The organism is Sphaerisporangium sp. TRM90804 (genome assembly GCF_029846175.1).
In the GTDB taxonomy this organism is placed as follows: domain Bacteria; phylum Actinomycetota; class Actinomycetes; order Streptosporangiales; family Streptosporangiaceae; genus Sphaerisporangium.
In genome coordinates this window covers 107,763-129,484 of sequence record NZ_JARWAC010000021.1, presented here as the reverse complement: position 1 = coordinate 129,484, position 21,722 = coordinate 107,763, and the positions used below count along the sequence as shown (strand labels likewise).

Here is a 21,722-nt window from a genome sequence, read left to right as displayed (position 1 = left end):
CAGAGCTTCGTCACCCCGTCGACCAGGGGATGCATCCGCCCGGCCCGGCCGGCGCGCCGCCGTCCCGCCCCGGCCCGCGGGGCCCGTTTGCCGGGCGGGGGCCGCGGAGCCGTACCCTGCACAGGCAGAAGCCGCGACCCGTCCCCAGACGGCGGCGGGCCCGGCCGGCGGAGGTGAGCCGGCCAGGAGTTACGGAGGAGCACAGGCGATGCCCGGATTCGACTACACCGACCTGCTTCCGCTCGGTCCCGATGAGACGGAGTACCGTCTGGTCACCGCCGAGGGGGTGCGGAAGGTGGAGGCGGCGGGCCGTACGTTCCTGGAGGTCGGCCCGGAGGCACTCCGGCTGCTGACCAAGACCGCGATCCACGACATCTCGCACTACCTGCGGTCCTCCCACCTGGCCCAGCTCCGCAAGATCATCGACGACCCGGAGGCCAGCGGCAACGACAGGTTCGTCGCGCTCGACCTGCTGAAGAACGCGAGCATCTCGGCGGGCGGCGTGCTGCCCATGTGCCAGGACACCGGCACCGCGATCGTCATGGGCAAGCGCGGCCGGCACGTGCTGACCGACGGCGCCGACGCCGAGCACATCTCGCGCGGCGTCTACGACGCCTACACAGAGTTGAACCTGCGCTACTCGCAGATGGCCCCGCTGACCATGTGGGACGAGAAGAACACCGGCGACAACCTCCCCGCGCAGATCGAGCTGTACGCCGAGGACCCGGGCGGCCATTCGGACGAGTACAAGCTGCTGTTCATGGCCAAGGGCGGCGGCAGCGCCAACAAGTCGTTCCTGTACCAGGAGACCAAGGCGGTGCTCAACGAGAGGCGGATGCTCCAGTTCCTGGAGGAGAAGATCCGCTCGCTGGGCACCGCGGCCTGCCCGCCGTACCACCTGGCGGTCGTGGTGGGCGGCACCAGCGCCGAGTTCGCGCTGAAGACGGCCAAGTACGCCTCGGCCCGCTACCTGGACTCCATCCCCACCCAGGGCTCGCCGTCCGGGCACGGCTTCCGCGACCTGGAGATGGAGAAGAAGGTCTTCGAGCTGACGCAGCGGCTCGGCATCGGCGCCCAGTTCGGCGGCAAGTACTTCTGCCACGACGTGCGGGTGATCCGGCTGCCCCGGCACGGCGCCTCGTGCCCGGTGGCCATCGCCGTCTCGTGCAGCGCCGACCGGCAGGCCCTCGCCAAGATCACGCCGGAGGGCGTCTTCCTGGAGCGGCTGGAGACAGACCCGGCCCGGTTCCTGCCCGACACCACCGACGAGCACCTGTCGGACGACGTGGTGCCCGTCGACCTCAACCGCCCGATGCGCGACATCCTCGCCGAGCTCACCCGCTACCCGGTGAAGACCCGGCTCTCGCTGACCGGGCCGCTGGTGGTGGCCAGGGACATCGCGCACGCCAAGATCGCTGAGCGGCTCGACGCCGGCGAGGAGATGCCCGGCTACCTCAAGGACCACGCCGTCTACTACGCGGGCCCCGCCAAGACGCCCGAGGGCTACGCCTCCGGCTCCTTCGGCCCGACCACCGCGGGCCGCATGGACTCCTACGTCCAGCGGTTCCAGGCCGCCGGCGGCTCGCTGGTCATGCTCGCCAAGGGCAACCGCTCCAAGCAGGTGACCGAGGCCTGCCGCGAGCACGGCGGCTTCTACCTGGGCTCCATCGGCGGCCCGGCCGCCCGGCTCGCGCAGGACTGCATCAAGAGCGTCGAGGTGCTGGAGTACGCGGAACTCGGCATGGAAGCCGTCTGGAAGATCGAGGTCGAGGACTTCCCCGCCTTCATCGTCGTGGACGACAAGGGCGGCGACTTCTTCGAGGACACCACCGGACCCGTCCTCACCATCGGTCGCAGAATCTGACTCATCCTGACAGAAGATCTCAACAGAGAATCGGCATGGCCTCTACAGGCGGCGATGAACAAATCGGTAAGCTGCCACCCATGCGCGCCCCGTCCGGATACGAGCTAGCCTCGCGGTACCGGCTGCTCGAGCCCGTCGGGCGTGGCGGCATGGGCACGGTCTGGCGCGCCCACGACGGCCTTCTCGACCGTGACGTGGCTGTCAAGGAGGTGCGGCTGCCGCTCATCCTCGACGAGGATCTGCGGGCCGAGCTGTGCGCCAGAACCGAACGCGAGGCCCGCGCGACCGCCATGGTCGCCCACCCTTCGGTCATCACGGTGTTCGACGTCATCACCGAGGACGACCGCCCCTGGATCGTCATGGAGCTCCTGCACGCCAGGTCGCTCGACGAGCTGGTCAGGGAGCACGGGCCGCTTCCGCCGCGCCGCGCGGCCGAGATCGGCCGCCAGGTGCTCGCCGCCCTGCGCGCCGTGCACGGCAAGGGCATCCTGCACCGCGACGTCAAGCCCAGCAACGTGCTGGTCACCGAGGACCGCGCGGTCCTCACCGACTTCGGCCTCGCCGCGCTGGATGGCGACGCCTCGATCACGCAGGCGGGCATCGTGCTCGGCTCGGCGGGCTACATCGCCCCCGAGCGCGTGCTCGGCGACCGCGCCAGCCCCGCCGCCGACCTGTGGTCGTTCGGCGCCACCCTCTACACGGCCGTCGAGGGCCGCGGCCTGCACGGGCGGCGCACTGCCGCCGCGGCGCTGGCCGCCCTCACCAGCGGCGAGCCGATCCCCATGGAACGCGCGGGGCCGCTGGCCCCGATCCTCCGCGGCCTGCTCCAGATCGACCCCGAGGCGCGGCTCGACGGCATGCGGGCGGCGCTCATGCTGGCCCGGGTGGCGGCGGGCGGCTCGGCCGAGGAGCCGCTGGGCGGGCCCGCCCAGCGCCCGTCCCGCACGGGCTCGGCCGCCCACGGCGGCGCCCCGAGGCCGTCACACGGCGCGAGCGGCCCGATGGACGGCCTCACAGCCGGCGGTGCGACGGGCGGCGGCGGTACACGCGGCGCCATGGGCGGCAGCGGTACACGCGGCACGACGGGCGGCGGCGGTACGCGCGGCGCGATGGGCGGCGTCCTGGGCGGCGGCGCGGCGGCGATGGGCCGGGTCACCGGCGCGGTCGGCCGGGTCGCGGGCATGGGCGTGGGCGCGGTCAAGGGCGGTGGCGCGGACGACACCGTGAACGGCCTCGCGGGCGAGGCCCCGCCCGGGCAGCGCAAGCCCGCCCACCGCGGGCAGCACCGGGCCGACCCCCGGGCCGAACGCGCGCCCCACCCACCGCAGGCGGAGGTCCCCCCGGTGCCCGCCCCGCGCGGGCAGCGCAGGTCGGCCGAGGGCATGCACCGCAGGCCGGCCGAGGCGCCCCCGGGCCGCCGCCGCGCCGAGCCCGAGATCAGCCCCCTGCTGCGCCAGCTCACCGATCTGGTCCGCCTGATCCTCCCCCGAAGGTTCCGACCCGGCAACCGCCGCAAGTAACCCCCGGCTCACACGGCGGGGCGCCCCCGAGCGCCCCCGCCACTTCCCACGGGCACACCCGACGGCGATCGCCGGATGACCGCCGCCACCGGCCGGGCGACCACCCCAAGTGCCCCCCCGGCTCACACACCCGGTTCGCACGGCGGGCGTCCCCGAGCGACCGCGCCACTTCCGTGGGCACCCCGACGGAGATCGCCGGGTGAGCCGCCGCTTCGGCGGTCCACCGTCATGACAGCGGATGCCGGTGGGAGGCCAGCTCGGGCGCTCCTGACGCGACGGGCGCCCCTGGGCGATCACGCCGTGGCGCTGAGGGCCCGTGCGACCGTGAGGCTGTCCTCGTAGATGTCGTAGCCGGTGACGAGCCCGTCCTCGACGGTGAGGTGCAGCGCGAACGACGAGGTGTAGGCGGGGCCGTCGCGCACCGTCTGCGCGATCTCGCCGAGCACGACGGCGTGCGCCCCGTCGACCAGGATCCGCGTCACCGACGTGCCGTTCAACTCTGGCACGTGGCGGGCCGACAGCGTCCGAAAGTGGTCGGCCACGTCGGCCCGGCTTGACCGGGGGCGGATCCACGGCACGGCCGGATGCCCCTCGGCCGGCCAGGCGAGCCGCCAGTCGACCGGCTCGGCGAACAGCTCCGCCGTGCGCTCATGATCGCCCTCGGCGATCCGGCGCAGCAGTTCCTCCACGATGTCTCGGGTGTCGCTCCTCATGCCGCGAGCCTGCCGGGCCGGGGTGAGGCCCGTCGATTACGCCGGAGGTAAGGCCGGAGCCGCGGGAGCCGCGGGCGCAGCAGGCGTCACGTCAGCCGCAGCCATCGCCGGAGCCCCAGCGTCGCGGGAACCGCAGGCGTCGCGGGAACCGCAGGCATCGCGGGAACCGCAGGCATCGCGGCAGCCGCAGCCATCGCCGGAGCCCCAGGCGTCGCGGGAGCCGCACGCGTCGCCCGAACCGCAGGCGTCGCGGGAGGCGCGGGCATCGTGGGAGCCGCAGGCGTCGCGGGAGGCGCGGGGGTCCGGCACCGGGTGAGGCAGGGGGAGGCACCTTTTCGGACCGCCTGGGGCCGCCCCGGAGGTTGTATCGGGAATCGCCGTAAGTGAGGCGAAGGTACTTCGCAAGGCGGAATCGCTATCTTCATACACATGCCGGAACAGCAGACGCGGCTGCTCGCCGACAGATACGAGCTCATCGCCCCTCTCGGCCGGGGGACGATGGGCACCGTCTGGCGCGCCCACGACCGCCTTCTCGGCCGCGACGTGGCCGTGAAGGAGATCCGCCAGGACTCCGGGCTCAACAAGGAGCAGCGCGACGAGCTGCGCGAACGCATGATCCGCGAGGGGCGGCTCGCCGCGAAGATCGCCCATCCGTCCGTGGCGACCGTCCACGACGCCATCGTGGTCGACGGCAGCCCGTGGATCATCATGGAGCTGGTCGAGGCCAGGTCGCTGGAGCAGGTCATCGACGAGGAGGGGCCGCTGCCGCCCCGGCTGGTCGCCGAGATCGGGCTCGACCTGCTGAGCGCGCTGGCCGCCGCCCACGAGCAGGACATCCTGCACCGCGACGTCAAGCCGGCGAACGTCCTGCTGACCGAGACCGGCCGGGTGGTGCTCACCGACTTCGGCATCGCCAAGGCCTCCGGCGACAGCAACATCACCAAGACCGGCATGGTGATCGGCTCCCCCGGCTACACGGCTCCCGAGCGGGCTCGCGGCGACCACACCGGCCCGGAGTCCGACCTGTGGTCGCTGGGCGCGACCCTGTACTTCGCCGTGGAGGGCCGGCCCGCGTACGAGCGCGCGACCGTCAGCGAGACGCTGGCCGCGCTCATGACCGAGCAGGCCGAGCCGCCCACCCAGGCCGGCCCGCTCCGTCCCGTCCTGGCCGCCCTGCTGGAGAAGGACCACACCAAGCGCCTCTCCCACGCCAAGACCGTGGCCATGCTCTCCGCCATAGCCAGAACCTCCTCCCGTCCCCCCTCCTCCCCCTCGGGCTCGGCTTCGGGCGGGGCATCTGGCCCGGCCGGGACCGACGCCGCGCCGAAGCCCACCCCCGGCCCAGAGCCGGCCCGCGTCCCCAGTCCCGCAGCCGGACAGGCCCCCCCGGCCACCCCGGGCGCCCCTGCCAAGCCGGGCGCCCCCGCCGGGGCCCCCGCTTCCGGGGCCACCCCGGCCAGACCGGGCATCCCCGCCAAGCCGGGCGCCCCTGCCAAACCGGCCGTCGCCGGGGCCACCGCTGCCGGGGCCGCCGCAGCGGCCGGTGCCTTGTCGGGCGCGCCGAAGGCGGCGGGCTCGACCAACGTGGAAACGGGCGCGTCGGAGGCGGCGGGCACCGCCGAGGCCGAAACCGGCTCGCCGCAGGCGGCGCGCACCGCCAAGGCGGGAACGGGCGCGCCCGGAGCGGCGGCGGGCATGCCGTCGGGGGCCGCGGCCGGGCCGGGAGAGACTGCCGGTGCGGACACCGGGGACGAGGAAGGGTTCGATCCCAACCAGACGATGACGGTCATCCGCCCCAAGGGCGGCCTGCGCATCCCCGGAGCGCCGCGTACGGCGTCTCCGAGCGGCCTGAACGAGGACGAGGACGACCAGGCGACCATGGTGGGCCTGCCCCCGGTCACCTCCGCTCCGCAGCAGCCCGCGGTCTCCCTGCTCGACACCCCGCCGGTCCGCCCGCCCGCCCCCGCACCGGCCCGCCCGCCGGGCGGCGGCGACCGTCCGGACGACCGCACCGAGGTGATCCCGGCACCCGCGACCCCCCACAAGCCCTCCCCGGCGGCGGCCCCCCTGGCAGTGGCCGCCGCTCCGGCGACCGGGCGCGCGCCCCGGCCGGCCTCCCCGCCGCAAGCCCCAGGCAAGCCCTCTCAGGGAGCGGACGCCCCAGGCGTGGACGCCGCTCGGGCGACCGGGCGCGCGCCCCGGCCGGCCTCCCCGTCGTACGCCCCGGGCAAGCCCTCTCAGGCGGCGGACGCCCCAGCCGTGGACGCCGCTCCAGCGACCGGACGTGTCCCCCGGCCGGCCTCCCCGCCGTACGCTCCCGGCAAGCTCTCCGCGCAGGGCTCGGCACGCCCGGCCGCCGTCCCGGGAACCACCGGCTCGGGCTCGCCGTCCGGATCCGGGCGGGCCCCCGCGCCGGACCAGGGCGCGGGGCCGAGGGCGGCGTCCGGATCGGTGCCGGCGCAGGGAACGGCGCCGGAGGCGGGGGCGGCCTCCCACTCGGAGGCGGGGCCGGAAGAGACCGTGCACCGCACGGGGCTCGGCACCGATCTGTTCGCCCTCCAGGGCTCCGGGGCCCCGCCCCGCAGCGGCACGTCGATGGGCATGATCGCGCTTGTCGTGGTCGCGCTGCTCGGGCTGGCGGCCATCATCATGCTCGCCGCCGCCGCCCTGTCGTCCGACGACCCCGCCGACTCCCGGGCCGGCTCCTCTGCCGGAGCGCGGCAGGACGCGACGCCCGGGGGCTCCTCCGACGCCTCGTCCAGGGTCACCGCCGAGGCGACCTCCCGCGTCACCTCCGCGTCGGCCCCGGCGGCCGGGTCCGCCGCGCCCGACGCGTCCGCGGCGCCCGCCGAGGGCCTGCGCCGCCACTCCGACAAGACCGGCTTCGTCATCGACGTCCCCGAAGAGCTCAGCGACGTCGCCAAGGGCCGCACCGTCACCTTCGGCGGCGAGGGCGACGTCCGCGCCGTGCGGGTCAGCCAGTCGCCGGGCGGCTCCACGAACGTGCTCAGAACGGTCAGGGCAGCCGAGACCAAGGCGATCGCCGCGGGCACCTACCCCGGTTACCGCATGGTCCGCATGGCGGTGGCCCGCCCGGCGCCCTACTCCGGCACCGACGTCGTCGACTGGGAGTTCACGCACATCGGCGCCACCGGCCGGGTCCACGTGCTGTCACGCTGGGTGGCGGTGCCCGGCGGCCCGCTCTACGCGATCTACTGGTCCACCCCGGAGGTGAACTGGCCCGAGCACCGCCCCCAGCTCGCCGCCGTCCTGTCCTCGTTCCAGCCCGCCCCCGCCGACGCCCCGGGCGGCTCCTAGTACTCCGGCGGGTGGCCGCAGCCTTACCCGCACGGCTCCGGCCGGGCAGCACGGTCGTCGCACCCTGGCACCGCAACCGGCCCTCCCGGCGGGAGAGCGTTACGGTGCCGGCCGGTCAGCGCGACCGGGTGGCGGTCAGCCCGCCATCCACGTCGAGGGTCGCCCCATGCACGAGCGCCGCCTCGTCGGAGACGAGGAATCGGACCGCGAAGGCGATGTCGGCGGGACGGATGGGGACACCGGCCGGTGTCGCCTTCGTCATCTCGACAAGCCGGCCCGCGCTCTTCGCGGTGCCGCGCGTCGCGGTCGCTCCCGGCGTCACCGTGTTGACGCGGACGCCATGGGGCCCGTACTCGGCCGCCCACGCCCGGGTCAGCTGTTCGACGGCGGCCTTGGTCGCCGGATACAGAGCCTTGTACGGGACGCCTACGCGCGCCATCCAGGAGCCGATGTTCACCACGGCGCCGTATCCCCGTGCCGCCATACGGGGCGCCAGACTCGCGACGAGGACGTGCGGAGCGCGAACATTGGTGGCCCACAGGGCCTGCATCTCGTCATCGGTGACGTCGGCGGTCCGGGAGCCCGGATATACGCCCGCGTTGTTGACGAGGATGTCGACCCGTCCGCCGAGTGCGGCTTCGGCGTCCCGCGCGAAGGCACGGATGGCGGAGGGCTCGGCGGCGAGGTCCGCGGTGAGAGCGTGAGCTCGCCCGCCGGCCGCGAGGATCGTGTCCACGACGGCCCTCGCCCGCTTCGGGTCCCGGCCGCTGACGACGGTCTCGGCGCCCGATGCGGCCAGGACTCGCGCGACGGCCTCGCCGATGCCGCCGGACGATCCGGTGACCAAAGCGGTGCGGCCGACCAGCGTGCCATCGGCGGGGAGGGAGGAAAGCAGCTCTTCGTTCGTTCGCATATCTCGATCCTCAGCGCCCGAGAGGCCCCGCACATTGCCTGAGACCATCACTTGTTTGCCCGATCCCCGCACGGTGCCGGTACCGGGTATGAGGTTGGATATCGCGTATGGACCCGACGACCGCGGACAGACTCGACCAGGTGGCCGATGTCGTTCTGCGACGGGCGGGCGCCCAGGCGCTCACGGACCGGCTGGGGCTCCGGCTCAGCCACGTCACCGCCGCGACGGGCTTGGCCTTCCAGCGTTATCCCCCGTCCTTCTCGGTGGTGGTGTCGGGGCGCAAGCGCTCGATCGTCGGTGACGACGATCAGATATGGGGACGCGACCGGTTCATCATCACCCCCGTCGACCTGCCCGTGGTCTCGGCCGTGGTCGAGGCTGACGAGCGGCGCGGCTTCCTGGCCGCACGCTGGCGGCTCGACCCGATCGTCGTCGCGGAGGTCGCGGCCGCGATGCCGAGAAGCACCCCTTCCCCCGCGGCCCTGGAGCGGCTCGGCACCTGGACCCCGCCGCTGGCCGACGCGTTCGCCCGCCTCGTCTCCCTGCTCGACGAACCCGAGCACATCGCCGTCCTCGGTCCGCTGGTGTCCCGCGAGGTCGTCCTTCGCCTGCTTCAGACAGACCAGGCGCCGAGGGTCCTCGCGGTGGTCGAGGACCGCGATGCCGTCGTACCGCGTGCCGTGAGCCTGCTGACCGACCGGATGGCCGAGCCCTGGACCGTCGAGTCGCTCGCCTCCGCGGTCCGGACGAGTCAGCCCACGCTCTTCAGACGCTTCAAGGACGCGACGTCCATGACGCCGATGCAGTACCTCAAGAGGCTTCGGCTCGGTGAGGCCCGCCATCGGATGATCGTTCTCGGGGAGGCCGCGGCGCAGGCCGCGTCCGCGGTCGGCTACCGAAGCGCTTCTCACTTCTCCCGCGACTACCGCCAGCTCTACGGCCGGGCACCGGCCGCCGACGCCGCGAACATCCGACTTCAGCTCGGAGTCGGGACATGGGCCGCCGCGAAGTCGGGCGACCACTGACGGGTTGACCAGAGCGCCACGCCCAAGTGGCCGTTCCCCGGGCGCCGCCGTCGTGTTCCGGCTTTCGAGGCCACCCGTCTGGACGCGGCGGGGGGCTCGTGGCACGAGACTGGGGGCATGGCGGATTACCGAATCGAACACGACTCAATGGGCGAGGTTCGCGTCCCGGCGGCGGCCAAGTGGCGGGCGCAGACGCAGCGGGCGGTGGAGAACTTCCCGATCTCCGGGCGCGGCCTGGAGCCCGCCCACATAGCGGCACTGGGCCTGATCAAGGCGGTCGCGGCCGAGGTGAACGGCGAGCTGGGCGTGCTGGAGCCCGACATGGCCGAGGCCATCTCCGAGGCGGCCACCGACGTCGCCGAGGGCGACTGGAGCGACGAGTTCCCCATCGACGTCTTCCAGACCGGCTCGGGAACCTCCTCCAACATGAACGCCAACGAGGTGGTCGCGACGCTGGCCGAGAAGCGGCTCGGGCGTCCGGTGCACCCGAACGACCACGTCAACGCCTCGCAGTCCTCCAACGACGTGTTCCCCACGTCCATCCACGTGGCCGTGATGTTCGACGTGGTTCACGAGCTGATGCCGGCGCTGGAGCACCTCGCCGTCGCGCTGCGCCAGAAGGCCGACGTCTTCGGCAAGACGGTGAAGTCCGGCCGCACGCACCTGATGGACGCCACCCCGGTCACGCTCGGCCAGGAGTTCGGCGGCTACGCCACGCAGATCGAGAACGGCATCGCCCGCCTGCGCAGCACCCTGCCCCGGCTCGCCGAGCTGCCGCTGGGCGGGACGGCCGTCGGCACGGGCATCAACACCCCGCCCGGCTTCGCGCGCAAGGTCATCCAGAAGCTCGGCGAGGCCACCGGCCTGCCGTTCACCGAGGCCCGCGACCACTTCGAGGCCCAGGGCGCCCGTGACGCGCTCGTGGAGGTGTCCGGCCAGCTCCGCGTGGTCGCGGTCTCCCTCAACAAGATCGCCAACGACCTCCGCTGGATGGGCTCGGGCCCGCGCGCCGGGCTCGGCGAGATCAACCTGCCCGACCTGCAGCCCGGCTCCTCGATCATGCCCGGCAAGGTCAACCCGGTGGTGCCCGAGGCCGTCTGCATGGTCTCGGCCCAGGTCATCGGCAACGACGCCGCCGTGACCTTCGCCGGGGCGTCCGGCAACTTCGAGCTGAACGTCATGATGCCGGTCATCGCGCGCAACGTGCTGGAGTCCGTCCGCCTACTGTCGAACGTCTCCCGCCTGCTCGCCGACCGTTGCGTCCACTACCTCACCGCCAACGCCGACCGCATGCGCGAGTACGCCGAGTCCTCCCCGTCGATCGTCACCCCCCTCAACCGCCACCTCGGCTACGAGGAGGCCGCGAGCATCGCAAAGCAGGCCCTGAAGGAGCGCAGGCCCATCAAGGACGTCGTCCTCGAACGCGGCCACGTCGCCTCCGGCAAGCTCACCGAACAGCAGTTGGACGCCGCCCTGGACGTCCTCGCCATGACCTCCCCTCACGGCGACCCCGACGCCCGGGGAACGCAGCCGGGCACCGGCTCACCATGACCGCCGGCCGTCGGCCATGACCGAGGTGTCCACCCAGCCCAGCGCCGAGTGATCAAGTAACCCCAGAACCCCGCCGCGTCGTGTACGCGGCGGGTCCCCGCACGTAAGCGACGGCGCCTTCGTCGAGCGGCCCTCCGTCACCGACCAAATGGTGCCATCGGCACGCTCTCTGAGGGGCGAGACCCCTCCCTGCCCGCTCCCATCGCAGCGCAGGCTCGGCCCTTCGGCGGCTGTGGGCAGCCGCTTGCGCCGCCGGGGGGGTGGACCGGGGCGAGGGCCGCCCTTGATTAGACGCGCCGAAGGCACCATTTCCCAGGGCTGCGATGAGGAGAGGTACCGCGAGCCGTGCTGACAGCGGGATCGTCAGCCGCGGACATGCGTGAGGCTCTCCCCTGAAGGCGCTTCGACCTGGCACCTGTGAGCGCGGGCCGCGGGCGGCTCAGCCCGGGGGTTCGGGGGGGAGGTAGCGCTGTTGGAGGGTTTGGGCCAGGCGGGTGGCGTGGCGGCCGCCGGGGAGGCGGGACAGGAGGCGGGCGACGGGGGTGGTGCGGGTGGCGGGGGTGGACGGGTCGGCGGCCGGGCGGATGGCCGCCCTGCCTGACCTGTTCATCTCCAGCAGGAAGCGCAGGTCCAGTTCGCGGTCCTCGACGCGGATCTGCGGGGCCCACAGGCCGGGGCCGAGGTGGCCCTCGCCGGGGAGGCGGCGCACGCCGACCTTGGCGACGAGCTGGCCGGGGTAGCGGCCGGGCACGCCGGGCTCCACCAGCGCCGGGACGGTGATCACGCGGCCCCGGCCGGTGAGCTGGCGCAGCAGCAGCTCGGCCGGGGGGCCGCCGCTGGGCGGCACGTACGGCACGGGCAGGACGAGGAAGACGTGGCCCTGGCGGTGCGTCACCGAGGCGCCGGGCGACACCAGCACGATGGAGTCGGCGAACGACTTCGGCTCGACGTACACGCTCAGCTCCCGCCTCTCCGACCAGCAGGGGATGATGAGCTTGCGCGGACGGCCGGCGAGCACGCCGACGCAGCTCAGCGTGGCGCCCCGGTGCCCGGCGACGCGCGTGCGCGCCTGCTGGGCGCCGCTGTGCATGCGCACATGCACCTCCCACTCCCCCGAGCGCAGCGGCCGCCCGGCGGCCGCGGAGCCGACGTCCAGGCGGGCTCGGCCGACGGCCCAGACCCGCACCCGGTCGCCCTCCCGCGCGCGGCAGACCTCGCCGGACACCGGGATGAAGAAGATGCCGCCGTACTCGGCGTGCCGGATGTAGACCTCCATGCGCGCCCGGGAAACCGCCTCGGTCACGTCGGCGAGCGACGGCGGCAGGGTGACGCCCTCGATCGGCGGCGTCCACAGCAGCCGGTCGCCGTCCGCCTGGAAGGTCATGGGCGTCCCGTCGGCGGCGACGATCTCGGCGGCGAGGTCCATCGTCAGGATGCTCTCGTCCCAGCACACGTCGCGCAGCTCGGCCTGCAGCGCGGTGCCCCTGGAAGCCTCGCTGAGGGCCGTCAGGCGGCCCAGCTCCCCGGATCTGACCAGAACCGCCCGGGCCCGCTGATAGACCGGCAGATGGCGATCCAGCTCCTCGGGGAACCGCTGGAGGGTGAGCTCGCGCAGCGCGGCCAGCATCGAGGCGCGCCGCTCGGGGCGGGCGGACAGCAGGCGGCGGCCTCCGAGCGGGCGCAGCACGCTCGTGCGGAACCAGTGGGCGTACAGCCGCTCGCGCTCCTCTCCGGGGTCGCTGTGGGCGTCGATGACGTCCAGGACCGTCCGCACGCCCTGCACGTAGGCGGCGGGGTCGGGGAGCGTCTCGGGCACGGGGCCGAGGTGGCAGCAGACGTGGTCGGCCAGGATCGCGACGACCTTCGCCGTCAGGTAGGCCTTCACGACGAACGCCTGCTCCGACAGCTCGGGCTCGACGTCGGCGAAGCGGATCGCGCGGCGGTCGAGGAAGGCCTTGCGGAAGAGCTTGTGCGCGGTCGGCAGGGCCAGCAGGCGGTCCCCCAGCAGGTCGGCGCGCTCGCGGTTGCGGGCGAACGCCCGGGGCGGCGGGCCGTCGCCGCAGACGAGCCGGCCGATCAGCACGTCGGCGTCGGTCTCAACCGCCGTGCGGTACATCATCTCCAGCGCCACGCGTTCGAGCCGGTCGCGCTGGTTGAGCAGGTAGACGTACTCGCCCTGGGCCACGGCCAGCCCGACGTTGCGGCCGTGGGACGGCGTCCCGGTGGGCTCCAGGTGCAGGACGCGGACGTTGGGCCGCACGGCGGCGACGGCGTCCAGACGCTCCCTGGTGCCGTCGCCGGAGCGGTCGTCGGCGAAGATCACCTCGTACTCGCCGGACGGCATGGACTGCTCCAGGAGCGAACGCACGCACGCGTCGAACGCGTCATCGTCCGGGCCTGGCTCGGACACCGGCACCACCACGCTGACCTTGACTCCCATGGGGGTCAGCGTGCGACGGAGCCCGGCGAAAGGCCGTCAGGCTTGCCGAAACGTCAAAGAACCCTGACTAAGAGTTCACGCTGCTCGGAATCGGGAGGAGCGGCGGCCGCGCGCCTGTGCGGGGTCAGTGGGCGGGGGTCAGGTGCGCGGGATCGGGATCAGTACCAGCCCACCCGCTGGGAGTGGGCCCAGGCGCCGCAGGGCGACTTGTAGCGGGCGGCGATGTAACCGAGGCCCCACTTGATCTGGGTCGCCGGGTTGACCTGCCAGTCGCTGCCGGCGCTCGCCATCTTGTGCCCGGGCAGGGACTGCGGGATGCCGTACGCGCCGCTGCTGCGGTTCATCGCCCGCTCGTTCCAGTTGCTCTCCTTGTCCCAGAGCTTCTCCAGGCAGCCCCACTCGCCGGCCCAGCCGCGGGCGGCGGCCATCTCCTGGCCGAGGGCCTTGTTGCTGCCGGGGTTGGGACGCGAGCCGGGCGGGAAGTCGGCGGGAGCGAAGCCGCCGCCCGCCGGGGCCTTCTTGACGATCTTCACGCGCTTGAAGGCGGGGACGCCGTTGCGTGCGTCCTTGATGGCCTGCGCCCGCTGGGCCTGGGCCGCCGCGGCCTTGAGTGCGTCGGTCTCGGGGTCGGGCGCGAAGGGGTTGTCGAGCATGCGGGCGAGGTCGGGAAGCGTCATGGCCTCGGCCTCGGCGACCTTCCTGGCCGCCTCGTTCTCCTGGGCCGTCCTGACGACGTAGAACCCCGACGCCGCGACCAGGGCGACGGACAGCCCGGTGATCGTCATGCGCTTCGGGGTCATGAACGAGCCCTGTCGGGGCGGGCGGCCGCGGCCGCGTGGGGGCGGCGGGGGGCCGTCGTCCCGCTTACCTCGCCTGTCCCGTACCTGCTGGCCTGTGCTCACGGCCTATGAGCTTGCCCTTACCTGGGGGGTGGTTCGCAACCGGAACGTGGAAGTTTGTTGACTTTGCTATGACCCGACCGCCCGGTAACGTGGGGTTTTTCCGATTGGTGTGATTTTCATCACACCCGGTGTTCTTGGTGCCCTCCGGGCCCCCGCACCGGAGGGACCATCTCAGCGTGGGGCGTGCCCATGGAGGTTCCATGGCTCGCGAGTCACGATTTCATGACATAGAAGGCATGCAGATGTGCAGGAATAATGCGGGAGGTGGCAGGCATCCTCCTCGTCGAAGACGATCCCTCCGTCAGAACGGGCCTTGAGCTGGCCCTCACGCGCCAGGGCCACTCCGTGACCTCGTACGCGACCGGTGAGGAGGCCCTCGACCACGTGCGCGCCCGCCGCCCCGAGATCGTCGTGCTCGACGTCATGCTGCCGGGCATCGACGGCGTGGAGGTGTGCCGGCGCATCCGCAGGCTCGACTCGCTGCCGGTCATCCTGCTCACGGCGCGCGGCGACGACCTCGACATCGTGGTCGGCCTGGAGGCCGGCGCGGACGACTACGTGGTCAAGCCGGTGGAGCCCCGGGTGCTGGACGCCCGCATCCGGGCCGTCCTGCGCCGGCTGGAGTCGGCGTCCTCCGACAAGATCACCTTCGGTGAGCTGGTGATCGACCGGGGCGCGCTGAAGGTCACCCTCGCCTCCAAGGAGATCCACCTCACGCCCACCGAGCTGCGGCTGCTGCTGGAGCTGGTTCGCCACCCGGGCCAGGTGCTCAACCGGCGCTACCTGCTGCGCGCGGTCTGGGACCACAACCACGTGGCCGACTCGCGCCTGGTCGACGCCTGCGTGCAGCGGATCCGCGCGAAGATCGAGCCGGTCCCCGCCGAGCCGGTGTTCATCCACACCGTGCGCGGCTTCGGCTACCGCTTCAGCCCACCGTGAAGCTCGGCCGCCGGCACCCCACCGGGCTGCGCGGCCGGCTGGTGGTCACCTTCGTCCTCGTCGCCGTCACCGCCTCCGTCCTGGTCGCGGGCATCGGCTACCAGCTCGTGCGCAAGGCGCTGCTCGACCGGGCCCAGACCGGCGCCGTCGCCGACGTCCGGGACGTGCTGCAGCGCGTCTCCCTGCCGATCGGCACCGGCGACCTGCTGTGGCCGCAGGACTCGGTGATCTCCGAGAGCGACCTGACCGACCTCGCCGAGTCGCTGAGCGCCCCCGACCGGCAGGTGGTGCTGGAGTACGGGTCCCGCGTCCGCCTCAGCCCGGGAGCGCGGTTCCGGCTCGCCGACGTGCCGGAGGAGCTGCGCAGGCAGTCCTCCACCGGCATGGTCCGCCAGCGGCTGATCATCGGGGACCAGCCGTGGCTGGTGATCGGCACGCAGGTCAACCGGGCCGGCAGGTGGGGCGGGGTGCGCCCGACCGGCATGACGGTCTTCGTCTTCGTCTCCCTCCGGGAGGAGGACGGCGTGCTCGCGCGGCTGCGCGTCGCGCTCGCCCAGGCGGGCGGCATCACGCTGGGGGTGGCCCTCACCGTCGCGCTGGTGTCCGCGAGAAGCGTCCTGCTGCCGGTGCGCAGACTCGGCGACGCCGCCCGGGCGCTCGGCGCCGGCAAGCTGGACACCCGCCTGCCCGTCAGCGGGCGCGACGAGCTGGCCGCGCTGACCGCCACCTTCAACGACACCGCCTCGGCCCTGGAGAAGACGGTCTCGGACCTGCGGGCGCTGGAGGCCATGTCCCGCCGGTTCGTGGCCGACGTCTCGCACGAGCTGCGCACCCCGCTCACCGCCATGACCGCGGTGACCGACATGCTGACCGAGGAGGTCGAGCGCCTCCCGCCCGACTCCGGCAAGGCCGTCGAGCTGGTGGTCCGCGAGATCGACCGGCTGCGGGTGCTGGTCGACCACCTGATCGAGGTCAGCAGGCTCGACTCGGGCGCCGCCGTGCTGAACAGGGAGAACGTCGAGGTCGGCGTGGCCCTCGCCGACTGCCTGGAGATCCGCGCCTGGACGGGCCGCGCGAGCATCGACGTGCCCGCCGGCCTGTCGTTCTCGCTCGACCGGCGGCGCTTCGACGTGATCGTGGCCAACCTCGTCGGCAACGCCCTGCACCACGGCGCCCCGCCGGTCACCGTGGCGGCACGCGCGCGGCGCGGCGGCCTGGAGGTGCGGGTCCGCGACCACGGCGGCGGCATCCCGCCGGAGGCGCTGGCGCGGGTGTTCGACCGCTTCTACAAGGTCGGCGCGGGGCGTGCGCGCAGCGAGGGAAGCGGGCTCGGCCTGGCCATCGCCAAGGCCAACGCCGAGCTGCACGGCGGCACCATCGAGGTCGAGCTGTGCGAGCCCGGCACCCGGTTCACCCTGTGGATCCCGCGCACATGAGCCGCCGCCTCCGGACGCGCGGCACGGGCACGCGCGGGGTCGCGCGGCTCCTGGCGCCGCTGCTGGCGCTCGCCCTGGCCGCGGGGTGCGGGGTCGACGGCACGGACGCGGAGGACGCCGGGCCCGCGCCGGTGATCAGCCCCCGGGCGGCCGTGGCGACCGTCTACGTGCTGCGGGAGGGCCGCCTTGCGCCCGAGAACGTCGCCGCCATCTCCGGCGACGCGCAGGACGTCATGAAGGCCCTGTTCGCGGTGACCGCGCGCCCGGGGACCACCCGGGGGACGGCCCTGGAGGGCTTCCGGCTGGAGCAGAGCCCCGTCGGCCGGTACGGGGTGGAGGGCGGGGTTCGCAACGACCCGGAGAACCCGGTGGGCCTGCGGCTGCACGTGATCGTGAACGGCCCCGGCCCGCTCGGCAGGACGGCGATGGCCCAGATCACCTGCACCGCGCGGCTGCGCGAGGACATCTGGGCCGTGAAGGTCACCCTGACGACGCCGGAGGGCCCCGTGGCGCTGGGCGAGCACACCTGCCGCGAGTACCACGACCTGGCCGCCCCGAACGTCAACCTCCCGCCGTGACCGCCGTGACCGCCGGGAGCCGCCGGCAACCGCCGTCCGCCCCGACCTCCCGGGACCGCCGTAACCCCGGAGGACCGCCGGGACCTCCGGGAACCGCCGTCCGCCCCGACCTCCGGAGAACCGCCGGGAACCGCCGTGGCCGCCGGGACGCGAGGTCGCCGGCGGCACGGACGGGCGCCGATCAGACCGTGATGTCCTCCAGCATCTCGGTCACCAGGGCGGCGATCGGCGAGCGCTCGGAGCGGGTGAGCGTGACGTGGGCGAACAGCGGGTGCCCCTTGAGCTTCTCGACCACCGCCACCACGCCGTCGTGGCGTCCCACCCGCAGGTTGTCGCGCTGGGCGATGTCGTGGGTGAGCACGACGCGGGAGTTGGCGCCGATGCGCGACAGCACGGTGAGCAGCACGCCGCGCTCCAGCGACTGGGCCTCGTCCACGATGACGAAGGCGTCGTGCAGCGAGCGGCCGCGGATGTGCGTGAGCGGCAGGACCTCCAGCATGCCGCGGTCGAGGACCTCCTCGATGACCTCGGGCGTGGTGACGGCGCCGAGCGTGTCGTACACCGCCTGCGCCCAGGGGCCCATCTTCTCGTTCTCCGACCCCGGCAGGTAGCCGAGATCCTGCCCGCCCACCGCGTACAGCGGCCGGAAGACGACCACCTTGCGGTGCTGGCGGCGCTCCAGGACGGCCTCCAGGCCTGCGCAGAGCGCCAGTGCCGACTTGCCGGTGCCGGCCCGGCCGCCCAGCGACACGATGCCGACCTCGGGGTCCATGAGCAGTTCGAGGGCGATGCGCTGCTCGGCCGAGCGTCCGTGCAGGCCGAAGACCTCGCGGTCGCCCCGCACGAGCCGCACGGACTTGTCGGGCAGCACCCGCCCGAGCGCCGAGCCGCGGCTGGACAGCAGCCGCAGGCCGGTGTGCGTGGGGAGTTCCCTGGCCTCCTCAAGGTCGCAGGAGCCGTTCTCGAAGAGCTTCTCGACGTCCTCGGTGGTCACCTGCAGCTCGGCCATGCCCGTCCAGCCGGACTCGACCACCAGGTCGGCGCGGTACTCCTCGGCCGTGAGGCCGATCGAGGCGGCCTTGACCCGCATCGGCAGGTCCTTGGAGACCAGCACGACGTCGAAGCCCTCGGCCGCGAGCGACCGCGCCACGGTGAGGATACGGGTGTCGTTGTCGCCCAGCCGGAAGCCGGCGGGCAGGATCGCGGGGTCGCTGTGGTTGAGCTCCACTCTGATGGTGCCGCCCTCGCCGATCGGCATGGGCTCGTCCAGCCTGCCGTGCTCCACCCGCAGGTCGTCGAGGAAGCGCAGCGCCTTGCGGGCGAAGTAACCCAGCTCAGGATGGTGCCGCTTGGCCTCCAGCTCGGTGATGACGACGATCGGCAGAACCACTTCGTGCTCGGCGAAGCGATTCATCGCCGCAGGGTCGGCCAGGAGTACAGAGGTGTCCACGACGTAGGTACGCCTGGACGGCGTGTCACTACGCGAAGTTGTGGACGGGTTGCTCGAGGACACTGCCACGCGTTCTCCCCCGGGCGCCAGGAGTAAGCGCCCTGCCATATGAGGTGGTGAACGGACCGGGCCCGGCACTCGGCCACGCTCGCGCGAGGCGGTGCCGGAGACCGGCCCTCCTCGCACGCGTGCGACGCAAGGGCGGACCCTCTCCCGAAGTAGGCCGTATGGACTGCCTACTGCTAACGGTACGTCGTGAATTCCCCCTCCCCAACAGACCAATCATGGCCATGTAGGGGTGTTCACGTGGTGTTTCAGCTGCCGTACCGTCGGTGCCGCGCGGCGTAGGAGCGAAGCGCACGCAGGAAGTCGACCCTGCGGAAGTCAGGCCAGTAGGCCTCGCAGAAGTAGAACTCCGAGTGTGCGCTCTGCCAGAGCAGGAATCCGGAGAGTCGCTGCTCTCCCGAAGTGCGGATGAGAAGATCCGGGTCGGGGAGGCCGCGCGTGTAGAGATGCTCCGCGATGTGCTCGACATCGAGGACCTCGACGAGTTCCTCGATGCTCGCGCCCGTGCTGGCGTGCTCCTGGAGGAGAGAGCGCACCGCATCAGCGATCTCACGCCTTCCTCCATACCCAACTGCAACGTTCACAATCAGCCCAGGACGCCGTGATGTCCCTTCTTTCGCATCTTTGAGGATTCTTGCCGTCCGATCCGGCAAAAGGTCCAGAGCGCCCATGGTGTTGACGTGCCATCCTCCGGCCACCAGCCCCTGGACGGTGTCCTCGATGATCTCCATCAGGGGGTCGAGCTCTTCCTTCGGCCGCGTGAGGTTGTCGCTGGACAGCAGCCAGACCGTGACGATCTCCACACCGGCCTCGCGGCACCATTCGAGCAGCTCGGAGATCTTGTCCGCGCCCTTCTGGTGCCCGTGACGCACGTCGCGATGGCCCATGGCCCGCGCCCAGCGGCGGTTTCCGTCGACGATGACGCCCACGTGCCTGGGAATCTGGTCGGCGGACAGCCTCGTCCCGAGCCGGCGCTCGTACAGCCGGTACACGAGGTCGCGCACGCCCATGGGAGCCTCCCCTTCGCCGCCCTTCCGCTTAAGGGCGTTGACACAGGCAATTATCACGCGCCCCGCAGGCTGCCGCCTCCCGCTTCACCTGGCCCGGCCCGGGAGGCCACGTGCCGGACACCTCGCGGACACGCGAGGGGACGGGCCGCGCGGCGGAACGCCCGCCGCGCGGCCCCGGTGCCGCGCCGGGTCAGTTCAGGCGGTCGACCAGGGCGGTGTACTCGTCCCACAGCTCCTTGGGCAGGTGCGCGCCGAAGGTGTCGAAGTGCCCGGGGATCAGCGCGGCCTCCTCCTTCCAGACGTCGCGGTCGACCGACAGCAGCGTCCGGAGGTCGGCCTCGGCGATGTCCAGGCCCTCGGTGTCGAGCGCGCCGAGCGGCGGCACCAGGCCGATGGGCGTCTCGACGGCCTCGGCCCGGCCGTCCAGGCGCTCGACGATCCACTTCAGCACGCGGCTGTTCTCGCCGAACCCCGGCCACAGGAACCGGCCGGAGGCGTCCTTGCGGAACCAGTTGACGTAGTAGAGCCGGGGCAGCCTGCCGGGCGAGCCGGTCTTGCCGATCTCGATCCAGTGGGCGAAGTAGTCGCCCATGTTGTAGCCGCAGAACGGAAGCATGGCGAACGGGTCGCGACGAAGCTCGCCGACCCTGCCCTCGGCGGCAGCCGTCTTCTCGGAGGCCACGTTCGACCCGAGGAAGACGCCGTGCTGCCAGCTCAGCGACTCGGTGACCAGCGGCACGGCGGTCGCCCTGCGTCCGCCGAACAGGATCGCCGAGATCGGCACGCCCTCGGGGTCGCGCCACTCGGGCGCGATCGTCGGGCACTGGGCCGCCGGCGTGGTGAACCGGGCGTTGGGGTGGGCGGCGGGCTCCGGCGAGTCCGGTGTCCAGTCGCGGCCCCGCCAGTCGGTCAGGTGCGCCGGAGGCTCGTCGGTGAGCCCCTCCCACCACACGTCGCCGTCGTCGGTCAGCGCGACGTTGGTGAAGATGCTGTTGCCCCACAGCGTCCGCACGGCGTTGGCGTTCGTCGACTGCCCGGTGCCGGGTGCCACGCCGAAGAAGCCGGCCTCGGGGTTGATCGCGCGCAGCCGCCCGTCCTCGCCGAAGCGCATCCAGGCGATGTCGTCGCCCACCGTCTCGACCTTCCACCCCGGGATGGTCGGCTCCAGCATGGCCAGGTTGGTCTTCCCGCAGGCCGAGGGGAAGGCGGCGGCCACGTAACGCGGCTCGCCGCCGGGCGGGGTCAGCTTGAGGATCAGCATGTGCTCGGCGAGCCAGCCCTCGTCGCGTGCCATGACGCTGGCGATGCGCAGCGCGTAGCACTTCTTGCCGAGCAGCGCGTTGCCGCCGTAGCCCGAGCCGTAGGACCAGATCTCCCGGGTCTCGGGGAAGTGGCTGATGTACTTGGTATCGCTGCACGGCCAGGGCACGTCCTCCTGGCCGTCCGCGAGCGGGGCGCCCACCGAGTGGACCGCCTTGACGAAGGCGCCGCGCTCCTCGATGAGCCGCAGGGCGTCCTGGCCCATGCGGGTCATCAGGCGCATCGACACGGCGACGTACGGCGAGTCGGTGATCTCGACGCCGAGCTGGGAGAGCTCCCCGCCCAGCGGGCCCATGCAGAACGGGACGACGTACATCGTGCGGCCGCGCATCGAGCCGTCGAACAGCTCGCCGAAGGTGCGGCGCATCTCGTCGGGGGCGATCCAGTTGTTGGTCGGGCCGGCGTCCTCGGGGTCCTCGGAGCAGATGAAGGTGCGGTCTTCGACGCGGGCGACGTCGGAGGGGTCGGACGCCGCGTGGAAGCTGTTCGGGCGCTTGGTGAGCCGGGTGAAGGTGCCCTGCTTGACCAGGAGGTTCGTGAGGCGCGTCCACTCGCCCTCGGACCCGTCGCACCACTCGACGCGGTCGGGACGGGTCAGCTCGGCGATCTCGCGAACCCAGGCCACAAGCCCGGCGTGGGTCGTCGGGGCGGTCTTCTCGCTGGAAACGGACACGGGG

15 protein-coding genes are annotated in these 21,722 nt (G+C 72.8%); 8 read left to right on the top strand and 7 right to left on the bottom strand.

Going from position 1 to position 21,722, the window contains the following annotated elements; genetic code table 11:
* The first annotated feature begins 208 nt into the window (after positions 1-208).
* Both PYR91_RS25705 and PYR91_RS25700 read left to right on the top strand, forming a co-directional pair.
* Positions 209-1,864 carry a fumarate hydratase gene (locus PYR91_RS25705; RefSeq protein WP_279783628.1) on the top strand — a complete coding sequence of 552 codons (1,656 nt, stop codon included), beginning with the start codon at positions 209-211 and terminating at the stop codon, positions 1,862-1,864.
* Positions 1,865-1,944: 80 nt separating this feature from the next.
* Positions 1,945-3,384, top strand: a complete 1,440-nt coding sequence (locus PYR91_RS25700; RefSeq protein WP_279783627.1) for a serine/threonine-protein kinase — start codon at positions 1,945-1,947, stop codon at positions 3,382-3,384.
* 293 nt (positions 3,385-3,677) lie between these two features.
* Here PYR91_RS25700 and PYR91_RS25695 read toward each other — a convergent pair whose 3' ends face one another.
* A complete protein-coding gene (locus PYR91_RS25695; protein ID WP_279783626.1) occupies positions 3,678-4,097 on the bottom strand; it encodes a nuclear transport factor 2 family protein in 420 nt (139 codons plus the stop codon).
* A 429-nt stretch (positions 4,098-4,526) separates the two neighbouring features.
* Here PYR91_RS25695 and PYR91_RS25690 point away from each other — a divergent pair, with 429 nt between their 5' ends.
* The gene (locus PYR91_RS25690; RefSeq protein WP_279783625.1) at positions 4,527-7,415 is read left to right on the top strand and encodes a serine/threonine-protein kinase; all 2,889 of its coding nucleotides are present in this window, start codon (positions 4,527-4,529) and stop codon (positions 7,413-7,415) included.
* A 115-nt stretch (positions 7,416-7,530) separates the two neighbouring features.
* Here PYR91_RS25690 and PYR91_RS25685 read toward each other — a convergent pair whose 3' ends face one another.
* Positions 7,531-8,376, bottom strand: a complete 846-nt coding sequence (locus PYR91_RS25685; RefSeq protein WP_279783913.1) for an SDR family NAD(P)-dependent oxidoreductase — start codon at positions 8,374-8,376, stop codon at positions 7,531-7,533.
* Between the two features lie 92 nt (positions 8,377-8,468).
* On the opposite strand from PYR91_RS25685, the gene PYR91_RS25680 reads away from it, so the two are divergent.
* Together PYR91_RS25680 and PYR91_RS25675 are read left to right on the top strand one after the other, a co-directional pair.
* A complete protein-coding gene (locus PYR91_RS25680) occupies positions 8,469-9,353 on the top strand; it encodes an AraC family transcriptional regulator (protein ID WP_279783624.1) in 885 nt (294 codons plus the stop codon).
* A 117-nt stretch (positions 9,354-9,470) separates the two neighbouring features.
* Positions 9,471-10,904 (top strand): class II fumarate hydratase, encoded by a 1,434-nt coding sequence (locus PYR91_RS25675; RefSeq protein ID WP_279783622.1) that lies wholly within the window; start codon positions 9,471-9,473, stop codon positions 10,902-10,904.
* Positions 10,905-11,343: 439 nt separating this feature from the next.
* Here the strand turns inward: PYR91_RS25675 and PYR91_RS25670 are convergent, their stop codons facing one another.
* Both PYR91_RS25670 and PYR91_RS25665 read right to left on the bottom strand, forming a co-directional pair.
* Positions 11,344-13,344 (bottom strand): glycosyltransferase family A protein, encoded by a 2,001-nt coding sequence (locus PYR91_RS25670; RefSeq protein WP_279783620.1) that lies wholly within the window; start codon positions 13,342-13,344, stop codon positions 11,344-11,346.
* A 158-nt stretch (positions 13,345-13,502) separates the two neighbouring features.
* Entirely contained in the window at positions 13,503-14,144 is a 642-nt protein-coding gene (locus tag PYR91_RS25665) for a transglycosylase SLT domain-containing protein (protein ID WP_279783619.1), read from the bottom strand.
* Between the two features lie 366 nt (positions 14,145-14,510).
* On the opposite strand from PYR91_RS25665, the gene PYR91_RS25660 reads away from it, so the two are divergent.
* The 3 genes from PYR91_RS25660 to PYR91_RS25650 are packed head-to-tail and all read left to right on the top strand — an operon-like array spanning position 14,511 to position 17,199.
* Complete coding sequence (locus PYR91_RS25660; protein WP_279783618.1) at positions 14,511-15,185, top strand: response regulator transcription factor; 675 nt, start codon at positions 14,511-14,513, stop codon at positions 15,183-15,185.
* A complete protein-coding gene (locus tag PYR91_RS25655) occupies positions 15,182-16,621 on the top strand; it encodes a sensor histidine kinase (RefSeq protein WP_279783616.1) in 1,440 nt (479 codons plus the stop codon). Before PYR91_RS25660 ends, PYR91_RS25655 begins: the two co-directional genes overlap by 4 nt.
* Positions 16,618-17,199, top strand: coding sequence for a hypothetical protein (locus tag PYR91_RS25650; protein WP_279783614.1), 582 nt, complete (start codon positions 16,618-16,620; stop codon positions 17,197-17,199). The genes PYR91_RS25655 and PYR91_RS25650 overlap by 4 nt, the downstream gene beginning before the upstream one ends.
* A gap of 181 nt (positions 17,200-17,380) precedes the next feature.
* Here PYR91_RS25650 and PYR91_RS25645 read toward each other — a convergent pair whose 3' ends face one another.
* The 3 genes from PYR91_RS25645 to PYR91_RS25635 form a co-directional block, all read right to left on the bottom strand.
* A complete protein-coding gene (locus PYR91_RS25645) occupies positions 17,381-18,718 on the bottom strand; it encodes a PhoH family protein (RefSeq protein ID WP_279783613.1) in 1,338 nt (445 codons plus the stop codon).
* 245 nt (positions 18,719-18,963) lie between these two features.
* Positions 18,964-19,725, bottom strand: coding sequence for an isoprenyl transferase (locus PYR91_RS25640; protein WP_279783611.1), 762 nt, complete (start codon positions 19,723-19,725; stop codon positions 18,964-18,966).
* A 190-nt stretch (positions 19,726-19,915) separates the two neighbouring features.
* Positions 19,916-21,718 (bottom strand): phosphoenolpyruvate carboxykinase (GTP), encoded by a 1,803-nt coding sequence (locus PYR91_RS25635; RefSeq protein WP_279783610.1) that lies wholly within the window; start codon positions 21,716-21,718, stop codon positions 19,916-19,918.
* Positions 21,719-21,722 lie beyond the last annotated feature (4 nt).

Coding starts and splice junctions, on each gene's coding strand:
- PYR91_RS25705 (WP_279783628.1), top strand. CDS start 209: ATGCCCGGATTCGACTACACCGACCTGCTTCCGCTCGGTCCCGATGAG.
- PYR91_RS25700 (WP_279783627.1), top strand. CDS start 1,945: ATGCGCGCCCCGTCCGGATACGAGCTAGCCTCGCGGTACCGGCTGCTC.
- PYR91_RS25695 (WP_279783626.1), bottom strand. CDS start 4,097: ATGAGGAGCGACACCCGAGACATCGTGGAGGAACTGCTGCGCCGGATC.
- PYR91_RS25690 (WP_279783625.1), top strand. CDS start 4,527: ATGCCGGAACAGCAGACGCGGCTGCTCGCCGACAGATACGAGCTCATC.
- PYR91_RS25685 (WP_279783913.1), bottom strand. CDS start 8,376: ATGGTCTCAGGCAATGTGCGGGGCCTCTCGGGCGCTGAGGATCGAGAT.
- PYR91_RS25675 (WP_279783622.1), top strand. CDS start 9,471: ATGGCGGATTACCGAATCGAACACGACTCAATGGGCGAGGTTCGCGTC.
- PYR91_RS25670 (WP_279783620.1), bottom strand. CDS start 13,344: ATGGGAGTCAAGGTCAGCGTGGTGGTGCCGGTGTCCGAGCCAGGCCCG.
- PYR91_RS25665 (WP_279783619.1), bottom strand. CDS start 14,144: ATGACCCCGAAGCGCATGACGATCACCGGGCTGTCCGTCGCCCTGGTC.
- PYR91_RS25650 (WP_279783614.1), top strand. CDS start 16,618: ATGAGCCGCCGCCTCCGGACGCGCGGCACGGGCACGCGCGGGGTCGCG.
- PYR91_RS25640 (WP_279783611.1), bottom strand. CDS start 19,725: ATGGGCGTGCGCGACCTCGTGTACCGGCTGTACGAGCGCCGGCTCGGG.